General features: G+C 72.9%; 14 protein-coding genes and 1 pseudogene. 7 read left to right on the plus strand and 8 right to left on the minus strand.

From position 1 onward, the window contains the following. The first annotated feature begins 3 nt into the window (after positions 1-3). From J8M50_RS25845 to J8M50_RS25865, 5 genes are all read left to right on the plus strand, one after another. Positions 4-726, plus strand: coding sequence for an ABC transporter ATP-binding protein (locus J8M50_RS25845; RefSeq protein WP_010359979.1), 723 nt, complete (start codon positions 4-6; stop codon positions 724-726). Next, entirely contained in the window at positions 713-1,375 is a 663-nt protein-coding gene (locus J8M50_RS25850) for an ABC transporter ATP-binding protein (protein WP_029184617.1), read from the plus strand. The genes J8M50_RS25845 and J8M50_RS25850 overlap by 14 nt, the downstream gene beginning before the upstream one ends. Beyond that, the gene (locus J8M50_RS25855) at positions 1,372-4,029 is read left to right on the plus strand and encodes an FtsX-like permease family protein (RefSeq protein ID WP_010359977.1); all 2,658 of its coding nucleotides are present in this window, start codon (positions 1,372-1,374) and stop codon (positions 4,027-4,029) included. Before J8M50_RS25850 ends, J8M50_RS25855 begins: the two co-directional genes overlap by 4 nt. Positions 4,030-4,067: 38 nt before the next feature. Next, positions 4,068-4,814 (plus strand): response regulator transcription factor, encoded by a 747-nt coding sequence (locus J8M50_RS25860; protein WP_010359976.1) that lies wholly within the window; start codon positions 4,068-4,070, stop codon positions 4,812-4,814. Between the two features lie 173 nt (positions 4,815-4,987). Next, on the plus strand, positions 4,988-5,824 hold the full coding sequence (locus J8M50_RS25865; RefSeq protein ID WP_010359975.1) for an ABC transporter permease: 837 nt from the start codon (positions 4,988-4,990) through the stop codon (positions 5,822-5,824). Between the two features lie 132 nt (positions 5,825-5,956). On the opposite strand, the gene J8M50_RS25870 is transcribed toward J8M50_RS25865, so the two are convergent. Further along, positions 5,957-6,895, minus strand: coding sequence for a lysylphosphatidylglycerol synthase transmembrane domain-containing protein (locus J8M50_RS25870; RefSeq protein WP_029184616.1), 939 nt, complete (start codon positions 6,893-6,895; stop codon positions 5,957-5,959). Positions 6,896-7,029: 134 nt separating this feature from the next. Here J8M50_RS25870 and J8M50_RS25875 point away from each other — a divergent pair, with 134 nt between their 5' ends. Next, positions 7,030-7,416 (plus strand): BlaI/MecI/CopY family transcriptional regulator, encoded by a 387-nt coding sequence (locus J8M50_RS25875; protein WP_010359971.1) that lies wholly within the window; start codon positions 7,030-7,032, stop codon positions 7,414-7,416. A 25-nt stretch (positions 7,417-7,441) separates the two neighbouring features. Here J8M50_RS25875 and J8M50_RS25880 read toward each other — a convergent pair whose 3' ends face one another. The 4 genes from J8M50_RS25880 to J8M50_RS25895 all read right to left on the minus strand — a co-directional run bounded on the left by J8M50_RS25880 (position 7,442) and on the right by J8M50_RS25895 (position 11,400). Next, positions 7,442-8,110 carry a response regulator gene (locus J8M50_RS25880; RefSeq protein WP_010359970.1) on the minus strand — a complete coding sequence of 223 codons (669 nt, stop codon included), beginning with the start codon at positions 8,108-8,110 and terminating at the stop codon, positions 7,442-7,444. Next, positions 8,107-9,399, minus strand: coding sequence for a sensor histidine kinase (locus J8M50_RS25885; protein WP_010359968.1), 1,293 nt, complete (start codon positions 9,397-9,399; stop codon positions 8,107-8,109). Before J8M50_RS25885 ends, J8M50_RS25880 begins: the two co-directional genes overlap by 4 nt. A gap of 253 nt (positions 9,400-9,652) precedes the next feature. After that, the gene (locus J8M50_RS25890; protein ID WP_010359967.1) at positions 9,653-10,492 is read right to left on the minus strand and encodes an ABC transporter permease; all 840 of its coding nucleotides are present in this window, start codon (positions 10,490-10,492) and stop codon (positions 9,653-9,655) included. Then, positions 10,489-11,400, minus strand: a complete 912-nt coding sequence (locus J8M50_RS25895) for an ABC transporter ATP-binding protein (RefSeq protein WP_010359965.1) — start codon at positions 11,398-11,400, stop codon at positions 10,489-10,491. Before J8M50_RS25895 ends, J8M50_RS25890 begins: the two co-directional genes overlap by 4 nt. Before the next feature lie 179 nt (positions 11,401-11,579). On the opposite strand from J8M50_RS25895, the gene J8M50_RS50155 reads away from it, so the two are divergent. Next, entirely contained in the window at positions 11,580-11,687 is a 108-nt protein-coding gene (locus tag J8M50_RS50155) for a hypothetical protein (protein WP_370516672.1), read from the plus strand. Positions 11,688-11,693: 6 nt separating this feature from the next. Here the strand turns inward: J8M50_RS50155 and J8M50_RS25900 are convergent, their stop codons facing one another. The 3 genes and pseudogenes from J8M50_RS25900 to J8M50_RS25910 all read right to left on the minus strand — a co-directional run bounded on the left by J8M50_RS25900 (position 11,694) and on the right by J8M50_RS25910 (position 15,209). Beyond that, positions 11,694-12,422: a sulfite exporter TauE/SafE family protein gene (locus tag J8M50_RS25900; protein ID WP_029184615.1), complete on the minus strand. Its 729-nt coding sequence runs from the start codon at positions 12,420-12,422 to the stop codon at positions 11,694-11,696. Positions 12,423-12,431: 9 nt separating this feature from the next. After that, positions 12,432-12,572 (minus strand): annotated as a pseudogene (locus J8M50_RS50425) (sulfite exporter TauE/SafE family protein); the annotation flags it as partial. A 318-nt stretch (positions 12,573-12,890) separates the two neighbouring features. Next, positions 12,891-15,209 (minus strand): MMPL family transporter, encoded by a 2,319-nt coding sequence (locus J8M50_RS25910; RefSeq protein WP_010359962.1) that lies wholly within the window; start codon positions 15,207-15,209, stop codon positions 12,891-12,893. Between the last annotated feature and the right edge of the window lie 128 nt (positions 15,210-15,337).

Genomic DNA, 15,337 nt, shown 5'->3' on the forward strand with positions numbered 1-15,337 from the left:
GGGATGCCCGTCGACCCGTACGACGCCGAGGACGTGCTGACGGCCCGCGAGCTGTACCGCTTCTACCGGGCCGGCGAGGAGGAGACCCTCGCGCTGCGCGGGGTGTCGCTGCGGGTACGGGCCGGTGAGACCGTCGCGGTCGTGGGACCGTCCGGGGCCGGCAAGTCGACCCTGCTGGCATGCCTGGCCGGACTCGACGAGCCCTCCGGCGGCGAGGTCCGCGTGAACGGCGTACGGATCAGCCACCGGCCCGAGACCGAGCGGGCCCGGCTGCGCGCCCGGAACATCGGCGTCCTGCTCCAGACCCGTAACCTGCTGCCGCACCTGAGCGTGCGCGACAACGTCCGCCTGCCCCAGCGGGCACAGGGCCGCAGGGCCCCCGTCCCGGCCGAGGCTCTGCTGGCCCGGGTGGGGCTGGCCGGCCGGGCGCACGCCCTGCCCCGGCAGCTGTCCGGCGGCGAGCTGGCGCGGGCCGGACTCGCCGTCGCGCTGGCCAACGCGCCCGCCGTCCTGCTGGCCGACGAGCCGACCGGCGAACTGGACGGCGAGACCGAGCAGTCGGTCCTTTCGATGCTGCGCGAACGGGCATCGGAGGGCTGCGCGGTGCTGATCGTCACGCACAGCGCCGAGGCGGTCCGGATCGCGGACCGGGTGATCACCCTGACGGACGGCAAGGTCGTCGACACCCCGCACGACCGCCGGGAGGCACCCGATGCCATCGGATGACGTGCTCGTCAGCTGCGCGGACGCGGCCCTGACCTTCGGCCGGGGGACGCGGGCGGTCGTGGCCGTGCACGGCGCGGACCTGGACATCAGGCCCGGCGACCGGCTCGCGGTGATCGGCCCTTCGGGGTCGGGCAAGAGCTCGCTGCTGCACCTGATCGCCGGGCTCGAACAGCCCACCCACGGCACCGTCACCCGCGCCGCCTCCCTCGGGCCGTACGACATCGGCCTCGTCTTCCAGGGAGACAGCCTGATCCCCGCCCTGAACGTGGCCGAGAACACCGCCCTCCCCCTGGTCCTCGCCGGCAACCCGGAAGCCGAGGCCAGGCGGACCGCCCTCGCCGCGCTCGCCCTGGTGGACGCCGCCGACCTCGCCGACCGGCTGCCCGAGGAGATCTCCGGCGGCCAGGCCCAACGAGTGGCCGCCGCCCGGGTCCTGGCCCAGGCACCCCGCCTGATCCTCGCCGACGAACCCACCGGCCGCCTCGACCACGCGACGGGCGTCCGCGTCCTGGACGCCCTGCTGACGGCCGTCGGCCACACCGGCGCCGCCCTCGTCATCACCACCCACGATCCCGCCGTCGCCGCCCGGCTCACCGCACGGCGCACCATGCGCGACGGACGGCTGCTCGCACCCGAGGAGGCGTCATGATCACCGCATGGGCCGGCGGACTGGTCCGCCACCGCACCGGACGGCTGCTGGCCGCCCTGGCGGGCATCGCGCTCGCGGTCGCTCTCGTCGCCGCGCTCGGCTCCTTCCTCACCGCCTCGAAGGCGACCATGACCCAGCGCGCCCTGCGCTCGGTCGCCGTGGACTGGCAGGTCCAGGTGCAGCCCGGCGCCGACCCGAACGCCGTCCTGTCCCTGGTGCGGAAGACTTCCGGCACCCGGGCCGCGCTGCCGGTCGGCTTCGCCCGCACCAGCGGGTTCACCGCCCGCGTACAGGGCAGCACCCAGACCACCGGGCCCGGCATGGCCCTCGGACTGCCCGACGGCTACCGCGCCCGCTTCCCGGACGCCATCCGTACGCTGTCGGGCTCCTCCACCGGCGTCCTGCTGGCCCAGCAGACCGCCTCCAACCTGCACGCCGCCCCCGGCGACACCATCGGCCTCCAGCTCCCGGGCGCCGGCCCGCGCCAGGTGACGGTGGACGGCGTGGTCGACCTGCCCCAGGCCGACTCCCTCTTCCAGACCGTCGGCGCCCCGAGCCAGTCCCAGCCGACCGCGCCCCCGGACAACGTCGTCCTGCTGCCCGCCGCCCGGTTCGCCGCCCTCACCCGCGGCGCCACCGCCGTCACCACCCAGATCCACGTCACCCGCGACAACACCCGGCTGCCGTCGGATCCGGCCGCCGCCTTCTCCTCGGTCACCGGCGCCGCCCACCATGTGGAGGCCCGCTCCGCGGGCACCGCCCTGGTCGGCGACAACATCGGCGCCGCTCTCGACTCCGCCCGCCAGGACGCCCTGTACGCGCAGATCCTCTTCCTCTTCCTCGGCGTGCCCGGCGCGGTCCTGGCCGCCGCGCTGACGGCGGCGGTCGCCTCGGCCGGCGGCGAACGGCGCCGCCAGGAGCAGGGGCTGCTGCGGCTGCGCGGACTGCGTCCCCGCCAGATCACCGGTCTCGCGGGCCTGGAAGCCGCCCTGATCGGCCTCGCCGGGGGCCTCGCGGGACTGGGAGTCGCCGCGCTCACCGGCCGTCTAGCCTTCGGCACGGCCTCCTTCGGCGCGAGCGCGGGGACCTGGTGGGTCTGGTACGCCGTCGCCTTCGTGCTGGGAGCCGTGGTGGCCACCGGGGCCGTTCTGGTCCCCGCCCTGCGGGACCTGCGCTCGGTCGCCGTCGCCGACACCCGCAAGCAGGAGGGCGTACGGCGCTCCCGGGCGCCCTGGTGGATGCGGTGCGGCCTGGACGTCGTGCTGCTGATCGGCTCGTGGCTGGTCTTCCGCGCCTCCTCCGGCAACCAGTACGCGCTGGTCCTCGCGCCCGAGGGCGTCCCCAGCATCTCCGTGTCGTACTGGGCCTTCCTCGGCCCCGCCCTGCTGTGGATCGGCGCGGCCCTGCTGCTGTGGCGCCTCACCCTGCTCGCCCTCGCCCTCGCCCACGGCCGTGCCGTCCTGGCCCGGCTGTCCCGCCCGCTGACCGCGACCCTGGCCGGCACCACCGCGGCCGTCCTGGCAAGGCGGCGCCGCCCGCTCGCCCGTTCGGTGGTCCTGCTCGCCCTCGCCGTCTCCTTCGCCGTGTCCACCGCCGTCTTCAACGCCACCTACCAGCAGCAGGCCGAGGCCGACGCCCGGCTGACCAACGGCGCCGACGTCACCGTCACCGAACCGCCCGGGGCCGGCGTCGCACCCGGTGCCGCCTTTGCCCTGAAGGTCTCCGGCGTGCGGCACGTCGAACCCCTCCAGCACCGCTTCGCCTACGTCGGCTCCGACCTCCAGGACCTCTACGGCGTGCGCCCGGACACCATCGCCGGGGCCACCTCGCTCCAGGACGCCTACTTCGCCGGCGGCACCGCCCACCAGCTGATGCGACGCCTCGCCCAGCGCCCGGACAACCTGCTCGTCAGCGCCGAGACCGTGCACGACTTCCAGCTCTCTCCCGGCGACACCGTCAACCTGCGCATCCAGGACGCCCGCACCAAGGCCCTGCGGACCGTCCCCTTCCACTACGCGGGCATCGTCAAGGAGTTCCCCACCGCCCCCAAGGACAGCTTCTTCGTCGCCAACGCCTCCTACCTCGCCCGGGCGACCGGCAGCGACGCGGTGGGTGCCTTCCTCCTCGACACCGGCGGCAGCCACCAGAAGCAGATCGCCGCACAGCTGCGCCGGCAGCTCGGCACAGGTGCCACCGTCACCGACCTCACCCAGACCCGCGGCACCGTCGGCACCAGCCTCACCTCGGTCGATCTGGCCGGCCTGACGCGCATCGAACTCGCCTTCGCGGTGCTGCTCGCCGCCGGAGCCGGCGGGCTCGTCCTCGCCCTCGGGCTCGCCGAACGCCGCCGCACCTTCGCGATCGCCACGGTCCTCGGCGCGCGCGCCCGCCAACTGCGCGGCATGGTCCTCACCGAGGCCCTGCTGCTGGCCGCCGGCGGCCTCGCCGGAGGCACCCTGATCGGCTGGGCCCTGTCACAGATGCTGGTCACGGTCCTGACCGGGGTCTTCGATCCCCCGCCCGCGAGCCTGTCGGTCCCCGGCACCTACCTGGCCCTCACCGCGACCGCCGCCGTCGCCGCCATCCTCGCCGCAGCCCTCAACGGCATCCGGTCCACCCGCCGCCCCGCCGTGGAGGAACTCCGTGACCTGTGACCGAGCCCATGGCTCACGCCGCTCCTAGGCTGTGGACCATGCGCCTGCCCGCCGCACCCGACCTCAGCCGTCCGCGTGTCCTCGTCGTCGAGGACGACGCCACCATCGGCCACCACCTGGAAACCGGCCTGCGCGGTCACGGCTACACCCCGACGTGGTGCCGTACGGGGGCGGGCGCGCTGGCACAGGCGCCGAGGGCACCGTACGACGTGCTGCTGCTGGACCTGGGGCTGCCGGACATGGACGGCCTGGACGTGGCCCGGCAACTGCGCGCCCGCCTGCCCGACCTGCTGATCGTCGTGCTGACGGCGCGCACCGAGGACATCGACGTCATCGCCGGACTGGACGCCGGGGCCGACGACTACCTGGTCAAGCCGTTCAGCCTGACCGTGCTGCTCGCCCGGCTGCGAGCGCATCTGCGGCGGCAGGCGGTGGCCGCCCCGGCCCGGGAGCCGGTGCGGCTGGGCGATCTGGTCGTCGACGTGGCGGCCCGGCGCTGCACGCTGCACGGCGTCGAAGTGCCGCTGCGGGCCAAGGAGTTCGACCTGTTCGCCGTGCTGGCCGAGCGGGTCGGCGAGGCGGTGTCGCGGGAGACGCTGATGGCGGAGGTGTGGGACGAGAACTGGTTCGGACCCACCAAGACTCTCGACGTGACGATGGCGGGCCTGCGACGCAGACTGACCGAGGCGGTGCGGGCCGGGAGCGGTCCTGTCCGTCTGCCGGAGATCACCACGCTGCGCGGGCACGGATACCGGCTGGAACGGCCGCCGGATCCGGCGGACTGAGAAGCGGCTGACGTCCGGCTCGGAGGTGGGCGCCTGCCAGTGATCCTCCGGCAGAAGAGCGAGGGCTCGGCCCGCGCGGCGTCGACATAGACTGTCTTGTCGACAACGGGGCGCGGCCTGGCTGATCGCACGGCATCACCCGGCCCGGGCAGCGGCACCTTGAGGTGGGGAATGTGACGTCGAGTGCGGCATCCCTCGTACCGGTCAACACCGTCCTCGGCGTCCTGCTCGCCGCCCTGCTCCTGGTGGCGGCCGTGGTCGCGGGGCGGTTCCATCTCGACCCGCATCCGTACAAGAGCCGAGCCCGGGAGATCCTCGTCGCCGGGCTGAGGGCCGCGGTCCAGCTCGCTGCCGTGTCGGTGGTCATCACGTGGGCCGTCAGGTCCGTGCCGGGCCTGTTGGCTTTCCTCGTCGTCATGTTCTCGGTGGCGGTGCGTACGGCCGGACGGAGAATCACCAGCGACCACACCTGGTGGCTCACGGCCGCCCCGATCGCCGCCGGCGTGGTGCCGGTCGTCGCGGCACTGCTGCTGACGGGGCTCGTCCCGCCGCGAGGCATAGCACTGATCCCGATCACGGGCATCCTCATCGGCGGCGCACTCACCGTGACCGTCCTCGCCGGACGTCGTGCCCTGGACGAACTGACCCAGCGCCACGGGGAGGTGGAAGCCGCGATGGCTCTGGGCTTCCTGGACCGGGACGCACGGATGGAGATCGCCCGCCCCGCGGCATCAGAGGCACTCCTGCCGGGCCTCGACCAGACTCGTACGGTGGGGTTGGTCACCCTCCCCGGTGCGTTCGTCGGCATGCTGATGGGAGGGGCGAGTCCCGTGCTGGCCGGGGCGGTGCAGTTGTTCGTCCTGATCGCGCTCATGGCAGCGCAGTCCGTCGCGGTCGCGGTGACTCTCGAACTCGTCGCCCGCCACCACCTGCACCGCCCGGTACCCGGCGCGCCGACCGGATCGCCACGCACGGCAAGGCGGCCGATGAAAAAGCTGCCGCGTCACTGAGGGCGGGGACGTGCGCGGCCGGCGCAAGGACCGCCTCCCGTCCGCCCGCACCACGCTTCGAGCCCGTCGCGTCGATGGTCGCCCATCATGCCGGTCGCCTGACAGGGGAGAGGCAGCGAGCACCGCACCGGCTCAGAGCGCCGAACGGCGGGCGAGCAGCCCCAGGACCAGCAGCCCCGGTGCCATCGGCAGCCATCCGGTGAGCAGGCGGTAGCCGATGACCGCCGAGACCGCCGTCTGCCCCGGTGCTCCGGCGGCCGTGAGCGCGAAGGCGAGTGCGGCGTCCAGCGACCCCAGCCCGCCGGGCGTGGGCAGCAGCGCCGCCGCGCCACTGGCGACGAGGTACGCCATCACTACATGGCTCGTGGGCAGCGCAAGACCGAGCGCGTGGACCACGGCGACCACCACCCCCGCGTGCACCAGCGCGAACGCGACCGAGCCGCCCCACAACGCCCAGGCCCGTGCCCGGCACCGGTGCACGTCCCACACGTCGGAGAGGACCCGGCCCACCGCCCGCCGCAGCCGGCCGCTCATCACGACGGCCAGGACGACGGCCCCGGCCGCCACCGGAAGCAGGACCAGCACGTGCGGCACCCGCGCCGAAAACCGGACCGTGCCCGGCGAAGCCACCAGCAGGGCCACGCCCAGCACGCACCGGACGATGCCACCGACGGCCGCCTTCACCGCCAGCGCGGTCGCCGAACGCCTGGTGGACAGCCCGCAACGCGTCAGGAACCGCAGGTTGACCACGGCCGCACCCGCCCCGGCCGGGAGGAGATGGTTGACGGCACCCGCCGCGAACTGCGCGGCCACCAGCCGCCCCCTCGGCAGCCGTTCGACAACCGCCCCCTGCTGCGCCACGGCCGCGCACCCCCAGGTGGCCGCAGCGGCGAGGCAGGCGAGCAGCAGCCACTCCCCGTCGGCCGCGGCCAGTTGCTCGGTCCCGCTGTCGAGCGTGGCCCGATGCGACGCGAGCATCCCGAAAGCGCCGAGGAGCACCGCCAGCGTGATCCCCACCTGCCAGTACAGACGCCGGCCCTCGGTCGCCGTGACGTTCGAGCCGTCGGCCATCACGCACCTCTCGTCTTCGCACGCCACGGGATCGGCTCTCCTGCAAGCCGTTAGGGCTGCCGCATTCAACCCTACGGCTTGTAGGGTTAGAGGAGGGTGAGAACCCGTCTCCCCACCTCTGCGAGGTGACCGACATGGCGGGCAGCGGACCGCACGAGAGACCCGTACGGCGTAGCGCGGGCGAGCTGGAGGCTGCCGTTCTCGCCGCTCTCTGGGCGGTGGAGCATCCCCGGACCCCGGCCGAGATCCAGGCGGAACTGGGCGGCGACCTCGCTTACAACACGGTGCACACCATCCTCAGCCGGCTGTACGACAAAGGGCTGGTGCTGCGGGACGCGGACGGGCGGCGCGGCTCCTACCGGCCGGCACGGGACGCGGCCGAGCTGGCGGCCGAGGCCATGCACGATGCCCTGGACCGGGGGCCGGACCCGATCGCCGCGCTCCAGCACTTCGTGACCGGGCTCAGCGCGGACGAGGCGCGGGCCCTGAGGGAACTGCTCGATGAGGAGAGCCCGCCATGACGGCGGCCACGCCACCGCCGCTCCCTCACCCCGCGCCGGGCCCCGCGAGGCCGAGGTCGTAGGCGAAGATCACGGCCTGGACGCGGTCGCGGGCGCCGATCTTGGCCAGGACCCGGCCGACGTGCGTCTTCACCGTGGACTCGGACACGACGAAGCTCGCGGCGATCTCGCCGTTGGTCCAGCCCTTGCCGATGGCGACGAGGATCTCGCGCTCACGGTCGGTGAGGGCGCCAAGGCGCGGGTCCTCGCCCGCGTCGCTCCGGCCGGCGGGCACGTGCTGGGCGTACTCGTCCAGGATGCGCCGGGTGAGGGCCGGTGCGATCACCGCGTCGCCGACGGCGACCGCGCGGATGCCGGCGAGGAGTTCCTCGGGGCGCGCGTCCTTGAGGAGGAAGCCGCTGGCTCCGGCGCGCAGCGCGGCGTGGACGTACTCGTCGAGGTCGAAGGTGGTCAGCACGAGGACACGGGAGCGGCCCCCGGCGGCGACGATCCGGCGCGTGGCCTCGATGCCGTCCATACCGGGCATGCGTACGTCCATCAGGACGACGTCGGGACGCAGTTCGGCCGTCTTGCGGACGGCCTCGGCGCCGTGCGCCGCCTCGCCGACCACGTCCGTCTCGGGGATGGAGTCGAGCAGCACCCGGAACCCGTAGCGCTGTAGCGGATGGTCGTCCACGATGAGGACCGTCGTCACCGGGCACCCGCCCGAGGAGCCAGGTGGAGAGTGGCCTCCACCAGCCAGCCGCCGCCGTGCGCGGGCCCGGCGCTGACGTCGCCCCCGTAGAGCGCCGCTCGTTCGCGCATCCCCACCAGTCCGTGTCCTTCCTCGTCGCGCGGTCCGGGACGTCCGGCCGGCCCGTCGTCCCGGACCCGCATGACCAGCCGGGTGTCCTCGACGATCAACGACAGTTTCACCCGGGTGCCGGCGCCGGCGTGCTTCAGGGTGTTCGTGAGGGCCTCCTGGACGATGCGGTAGACCGCCAGCTGCACCCCCCGGTCCAGGGCGTCCACCTCGCCGACGGTCCGGTAGACGACCTCCAGACCCGCGCCGCGCACCCCGTCGCACAGCGCCTCGATGTCCACGAGAGCGGGCTGCGGACTCAGTTCGGGCGGGACGGCCGCGCCGTCCGACGCCTCCCGCAGCACCCCCAGCACGCGCCGCAGCTCGCCGAGAGCCGTCCGGCCGGTGTCGCCGATGAGCCGCAGGGCCTCCTTGCCGCGTTCGGGAGCTGTGTCCGTGGCGTACGCCCCGGCGTCGGCGAGGGTGATCATGACGGCCAGGTTGTGGCCGACGATGTCGTGCATCTCGCGGGCCACCCGCGCCCGCTCGGTGGCGGTCGCGAGTCTGCTGCGCTGGTCGCGCTCGATCTCCAGACGGGCCGCCCGCTCCCGCAGCCCCGCGAGCTGGGCCCGCCGGGTCCGTACCATCAGGCCGAGCGCCAGGGCCGCGGTCGCCGTGCTCAGCAGGAAGAACAGCGCGTCCCCCACGGACACGACCGGCGACACGCGCACCGCGACCAGGACCATCCCCGCGACCATGATTCCGCAGGCCCACGGCAGCCGCCGCAGCCACCCGTGCAGGGCGAGGCTGTACAGGGCGATGAACAGGGCGACGTCCGCACGCAGCACCGCCCCCAGCGACCACTGCACCACGAACACCACCGCGATGGCGCCGAAGGCGGCCATCGGCCTGCGCCGCCGCCACAGCAGCGGCAGCACCAGAGCGAGCTGGAAGAGCAGCATGGCCGCCGGGGGAAGCTGGGTGAAGGCGAGCCGGAACCGGGGTGGACCGTCGCCCTCACCGGCGTCCCCGTGCACCAGGTCCGGCAGACAGAACAGCAGGAAGACCAGCACCACCACCGCCGTGTCCAGCACCCACGGCCGGTCCTGGTCCGCCTGCCGCAGCCGCTGGCCGACCCGGGAGAACCGGGCGACCAGCGGTCCCGTCCCGCCGAAGTCACCGGCGGACGTGGTCGTCGTCAAGGAGGTCACCTGCCCATGGTGGGGGAGCCAGGGCCTGTCCGGCGGATCAGGCCGCGGTCGCGGGGTCTGGCACGCACATCTGCCGCGTTGTCGTCGGTCGCCGACTCCCCCAAGTTCTCGGCTTCGCTCGAACAGGGGGGACCCCCATCGCGTCGACTCCCTCCTCCGCCTTGCAGCTGCACGCACCAGACCCCGCTCACCGGCACTTATAGGCAGCCGTCGCTCTCGTGCGGCCTGATCCGCCGGACAGGCCCTAGACGTCGCTGCGCACCAGCCGGTACGCCGCCCCCGTCAGCGCGAGGGCCGTCCAGCCGAGGAGGACCAGCAGGCCGGCCGTGGGCGACAGCGCGGTGCTGTCGTGCGTCAGGGCGAACATCGACGCGCCCGCTTCGCTCGGCAGGTAGGGCCTGATGTCGTCCCGCCAGGAACTGGGCAGCAGGGAGATCAGCCCCGGGACCAGCATCAGCGAGGCGACCAGCACCGAGATCCCGCCGGCCACCGACCGCAGCAGCGCGCCCAGCGCGATGCCGATCACCCCGACCAGGCCGAGGTAGAGCCCCGCGCCCAGCAGGCTCCGTACGACTCCCGCGTGCGCCAGGCCCATCGCGGCGGGCGTGCCGGAGACGATGCCGCTGCCGAACCCGAAGGCGACGAACGCGCCCAGCGTGCCGACCGCCAGCGCGACCAGCCCGAACACGGCCGCCTTGGACCACAGCACGGGCAGCCGGCGCGGCACGGCCGCGAGCGTCGAGCGGATCATGCCGGTCGAGTACTCGCCGGCCGTGACGAGGACACCGAGTACACCCAGGGCGAGCTGGGCGAAGTCCGTGCCGAAGAGGGACAGGCTGACGGCCGTCGAGTCGGCGAAGTCCCCGTCCAGGTGACCGGAGTCGACCCCGGACTTGTAGCGGCTCGCCGCGATCAGCCCGAAGGCGACGACGAAGAGCAGGCCGACGCCCAGGGTGATCCACGTCGAACGCAGCGACCACAGCTTGGCCCACTCCGAGGCCAGGACGCGCCGTCCGGTCACCCGGTAGGCGGGACGGGCGGGGCCGGCCGAGGGCGCCTCGACGGTCGCGGTGAGGGTGCTCATGCCGCCCTCCCGTGGTATTCCACGGCATCCTTGGTCAGGTTCATGAACGCCTCCTCCAACGACACTGTCCGCGCGGACAGTTCGAACAGCGGGATGCCGTGCTCGGCCGCTGTCAGGCCGATCTCGCGGGCACCGAGCCCGGTCACCTGAAGCTCCTCGGAGCCGGCGCGGCCGGTGATGTCGACGCCGGGACCGGCCAGGACCTCCCGCAGCCGCGCCGGGTCCCGCGTGGCCACCTTCACCGTGTCGCCGCCCGCCTCGCGGACGAGGTCGGCGACGGTGGTGTCGGCCAGCAGCCGGCCGCGTCCCACGATGACGAGGTGGTCCGCCACCAGGGCCATCTCGCTCATCAGGTGGGACGACACGAACACGGTCCGGCCCTGGTCGGCGAGCCCCTTGAGCAGGTTGCGGATCCACAGGACGCCCTCCGGGTCGAGCCCGTTGACCGGCTCGTCCAGCATCACCGTCTGCGGATCGCCCAGCAGGGCCGCCGCGATGCCCAGCCGCTGGCCCATGCCGAGCGAGAAGGCACCGGCCCGCTTCTTCGCCACGGCGGTGAGACCGGCGAGGTCGATGACCTCGTCGACCCGGCGCCGGGGGATTCCGTGCGTCAGCGCGAGCGCCCTGAGGTGGTTGTACGCGGAGCGGCCCGGGTGGATCGACTTCGCCTCCAGCAGGGCGCCGACCTCCTGGAGCGGTGCCTGATGCCGGGCGTAGCGGTGGCCGTTGACCGTCACGGAGCCGCTCGTCGGGGCGTCGAGTCCGACGATCATCCGCATGGTCGTGGACTTCCCCGCGCCGTTGGGGCCCAGGAAGCCGGTCACCGTCCCCGGCTCGACGGTGAAGTCCAGCCCGTCGACGGCTGTCTTCTCGCCGTACCTCTTGGTCAGTTGCTGTGCGTCGATCATGCGCGCCTCTTCCTGTCGGACACCGGCCACGCTAGGACCCGAAACACGCCGGTCCGGTCGTACCGGGGGCCGATCCCTGCCCGTCAGGTAGTACCGGGGTACTACTTCACCAGGTCTGTTGGACAGCGTCCGCACCCGCCATCACGAGCCTGGCCCACCGCTTCGGCACGCTGAACGCGGTGACCGCGTTCTGGACCGCGTACGTCATCACCCGCCCCCTCGGGGCCTCCCTCGCCGACTGGACGGCCGCGATCGTCGGATTCGTCGGCTGCCTCGCCGTGGCTTGAAGGTGATCAGCCGCCGGTGATGGCCAGCAGGAATCCGGAGACGACCAGGCCGATCTCGACCACGAGGACGAAGACGTGGGCGGGCAGCCGGTCGACGATCTTCTTTCCGGTCCAGGCGCCGGCGGTGCTTGCTGGGGCCAGGGCCAGGCCGATGAGCGCGTTGGAAGCGGTCAGCACCGCGACGGCGCCGAAGACGACCAGCTTGGTCAGGTGCATCACCACCGCGGACGCGGCCTCGGTGCCGATGTAGGCGCCTCGCAGCAGGCCGCGGGCGAGGAAGAACGGGGCGACCATCGGGCCGACCGAGCCGACCAGCGCCGAGCCGAACCCGGACGCGGCCCCGACGGCGGCGAACGCGGTGTCGTCCAGGTGGGCGGCGTGCGGTTTCCAGCGCCGCCAGGCAACCATGGCCAGCAGGAAGACGCCGACGAGGCGGGTGAGGGCGGGCAGTGGGGCGGTGGCGAACAACAACGCTCCCACGACGGCGGCCGGGACGGCGCCGATCGCGAAGACACCGACCAGGCGCCGGTCGACCTCGCGGCGGTTGAACCACACCCGGCTGCCGTTGCTGGCCAGCTGCGCGACGGTCAGCACCGCGACGGCGTCCCGGGTGCCGAGGACCGCGACGAACACCGGCAGCAGAAGCACTCCGCCGCCGAACCCGGCCACCGCAGAGAGGGCCGCGGTGGCGAAGGTGGCCGCGACGATGGCGATGACCTGCAGTGCTTCTTCCACGAGGGGGGATTGTTCCGCCTGGGCGGATCCGCTGGACAGGCGGGTCGGCCCTCCGTAAGAGTTCAGCCCGCTGGCGAGCCTGTTCCCGCCGAAGGCGAGACGGTCGACGAGGGCCGCGCAGAGCTGCGGATCGGTGAACGTTTTCGTCCATCGTGCGGAACCGGTCAAAGACCTGGATCGCGTGCGGGGCGCCGAGCCGTGCACCCTTCGCGTAGGCACCCGGCCGGTGGACCGGAGTCGCGTGTAGGGAGCACGTCGTCCACGCCGAGCGCACGCGGTATTCCGGGCTGGGGGTCGGGCAGCGCCATGCCCCAGCGTCATCCGACCCGTGGGGAAGCCGTGCTGGCCGGGCGTCGACCCGTCCTCGCTGATCGCAGCCTGCCGAGCCCGGAACGGCTGCTCGGACAGGCCCGGCAAAGGCACCGGAGGATCCCCCGTGGCGCCGCGCCGTACAAAGGAGGCCGGCGGTCAGGCTCCCTCGTCGGGCAGTTGAGCAGAGCGGTCCACCTTCTGCGCGAGCTTGTCGCCCTCGACGTCGAGGTCCGGCAGCAGGCGGTTCAGGCGGGCGGGGATCCACCAGGCCCTCTCCCGGGCGAGTGCCATGGTGGCCGGGATGAAGGTCATGCGGATGACGAAGGCGTCGATGAGGATGCCAGCCGCCAGTGCGAAACCGGCCTGCTTGATCATGGGCTGGGCGTTGAAGACGAAGCCGGCGAAGACGGAGACCATGATGGTGGCCGCCGCCAGGACGACGGAGCCGGCGCGGGCGAAACCGGTGACGGTGGCGTCGAGGGCGGTGGCGCCGTGGACGTGCGCTTCGCGTATGGAGGTCACCAGGAACATCTGGTAGTCCATGGCGAGCCCGTACAGGACGCCGGTGATGATGATGGGCAGCAGGCTCACGACCGGCGCGGTGGCGTCGAGCCCGATCAGGCTCTGTAGCCAGCCCCACTGGAAGACGGCCGTGGTGAGGCCGAAGGTGGCGGCGATGCTCAGCAGGAAACCGAGGGTGGCCGTCACCGGGACCATGAGGGAACGGAAGACCAGGAGCAGGACGATGAGGGACAGCCCGAGGACGGTGGCCACGTAGAGGGGCAGGACGTCGGCGAGCCGGTCGGAGACGTCGATCGCGAGGGTGGTGAAACCGGCGATCCCGATATCGGCGCCGTGGGCCGCACGGATCTGGGCGCCCTTGTCCCGTAGGGCGGTGGCGAGGTCCTTGGTGGCGTCGTCGTTGGGGCCGCTGCCGGGAATCAGGCTGAGGACGGCTGTGGTTCCGGTCCGGTTCAGGCCGGCCAGGGAGACCGCGGTGGCGCCCTTGACGCTGCGCAGGTCCGAGGTCACCGAGGCGAGGGTCGCGGGGGTGAGCGGCCGACCGTTCGCGGTGGAGCTCACGGCGATCAGGAGGGGGCCGTTGTAGCCGGGCCCGTACGCGTCGCTGACCAGGTCGTAGCTGCGCCGCTGCCCGGTGCCGGTGTCGTAGCTGGCGCCGGAGGGCAGGCCCAGTTTCATACCGGCGGCCGGCACCGCCAGGATCGCGGGGATCAGGATCGAGGCCGCGAGGGCGGCGTACCTGTGGCGGACCAGGAGTGCTCCCCAGCGGACGGCCCGGGCGGAACCTCCCGGCCGCTCCCGTTCCCTTCGCCGGGTACGGGCGGGGCAGACGCGGTCTTTGGCCAGGCCCAGCAGCGCGGGCAGCAGGGTCAGGGCGAGCAGGACGGCGATCGCGATCGTGCCGGCCGCGACGACGGCCATGGTGCTGAGCAGCGTGATGCCGATGACCAGGAGCCCGGCCAGAGCGATGACGACGGTGCTGCCGGCGAAGAAGACCGCGCTTCCGGCGGTGCCGAGCGCACGGCTGGTCGCTTCCTGCGGGTCCATGCCCTGGTCGAGGATCAGCCGGCGTTCCCGGTTGACGATGAACAGCGCGTAGTCGATGCCGACGGCCAGCCCCAGCATCAGCGCCAGCACCGCCGCGAGGGAGTGGATCTCGAACACGCTGGAGAGGGTGAAGGCGCCGCCGACACCCACCGTGACACCGGTCAGGGCGATGATCAGCGGCAGCCCCGCCGCGACGACCGATCCCAGGGTGACCAGCAGGACGAGGGCCGCCACGGCGACGCCGACGATCTCCCCGACACCGATGATGTCGGGGATCTCCATCATCGCCGCCGACGGCAGGACTTCCAGGTCGGCGGGCGCGGCCTGCCGCTCGGCGGCCCGGATGGTGCTGTCGATCGTCCCGGCAGGAAGTTCGAAGGTCTGCTCGTCGAACTGGAACTGCATCAGCGCGGTGGAGCCGTCGACGGAGACGACGACGCCCGGCACAGGCTGACCGCTCTGCTGCAAGGGGACGGGTGTCTTGCCGGAGGACGGCGGTCCAGCGGCTTGGGCCACCGCCGCCTGCGCCCGCAGCAGGGGGCTGTTCTCGCCCTTGGCGGCTTCCCGGGCCAGGGCTTTCCTGACGTCGATGACGTGGTCGTGGCGGTAGACGGCGTCGACGGCGGCCAGCAGCGCGGACCGGACCTTCTCGTCGTCGATCCGGGCGCCTTCCGGAGCGGTGAAGAGCAGCATGCCCTGGCCGCCGGATGCCTCCGGGAGGGAGGTGGCCAGGCCGTCGATGACCTTCTGGGACGGGGTGCCGTCGATGCGGACCTCGTTGCTGAGCTTGACCGGATGGGTCACGAGCAGAAGGACGACCGCCGCCAGTACGGCCAGCCAGCCTCCGATGACGTACCAGGGCTTGCCGTAGGCGAACTTCCCCAGCCGGTACAGCAGAACGGACACAGAGTTCTCCCTCATCTCCAGGCGGTCTGGCGGGCCAGACCGCACCGCGAAGTGAGAGAGTACTATCAAAGTGATAGTCAACTATCGATGCGGTAGGGTGCTATCGACCGCAGCGGCCTCATCGGAGA

Source organism: Streptomyces acidiscabies (genome assembly GCF_020010905.1).
Classification (GTDB): domain Bacteria; phylum Actinomycetota; class Actinomycetes; order Streptomycetales; family Streptomycetaceae; genus Streptomyces; species Streptomyces acidiscabies.

What these genes read in the sequence shown, in the direction of transcription:
- J8M50_RS25890 (WP_010359967.1), bottom strand. Translation starts at nt 10,492, where the DNA reads ATGAGCACCCTCACCGCGACCGTCGAGGCGCCCTCGGCCGGCCCCGCC.
- J8M50_RS25870 (WP_029184616.1), bottom strand. Translation starts at nt 6,895, where the DNA reads ATGGCCGACGGCTCGAACGTCACGGCGACCGAGGGCCGGCGTCTGTAC.
- J8M50_RS25850 (WP_029184617.1), top strand. Translation starts at nt 713, where the DNA reads ATGCCATCGGATGACGTGCTCGTCAGCTGCGCGGACGCGGCCCTGACC.
- J8M50_RS25860 (WP_010359976.1), top strand. Translation starts at nt 4,068, where the DNA reads ATGCGCCTGCCCGCCGCACCCGACCTCAGCCGTCCGCGTGTCCTCGTC.
- J8M50_RS25895 (WP_010359965.1), bottom strand. Translation starts at nt 11,400, where the DNA reads ATGATCGACGCACAGCAACTGACCAAGAGGTACGGCGAGAAGACAGCC.
- J8M50_RS25845 (WP_010359979.1), top strand. Translation starts at nt 4, where the DNA reads ATGCCCGTCGACCCGTACGACGCCGAGGACGTGCTGACGGCCCGCGAG.
- J8M50_RS25875 (WP_010359971.1), top strand. Translation starts at nt 7,030, where the DNA reads ATGGCGGGCAGCGGACCGCACGAGAGACCCGTACGGCGTAGCGCGGGC.
- J8M50_RS25855 (WP_010359977.1), top strand. Translation starts at nt 1,372, where the DNA reads ATGATCACCGCATGGGCCGGCGGACTGGTCCGCCACCGCACCGGACGG.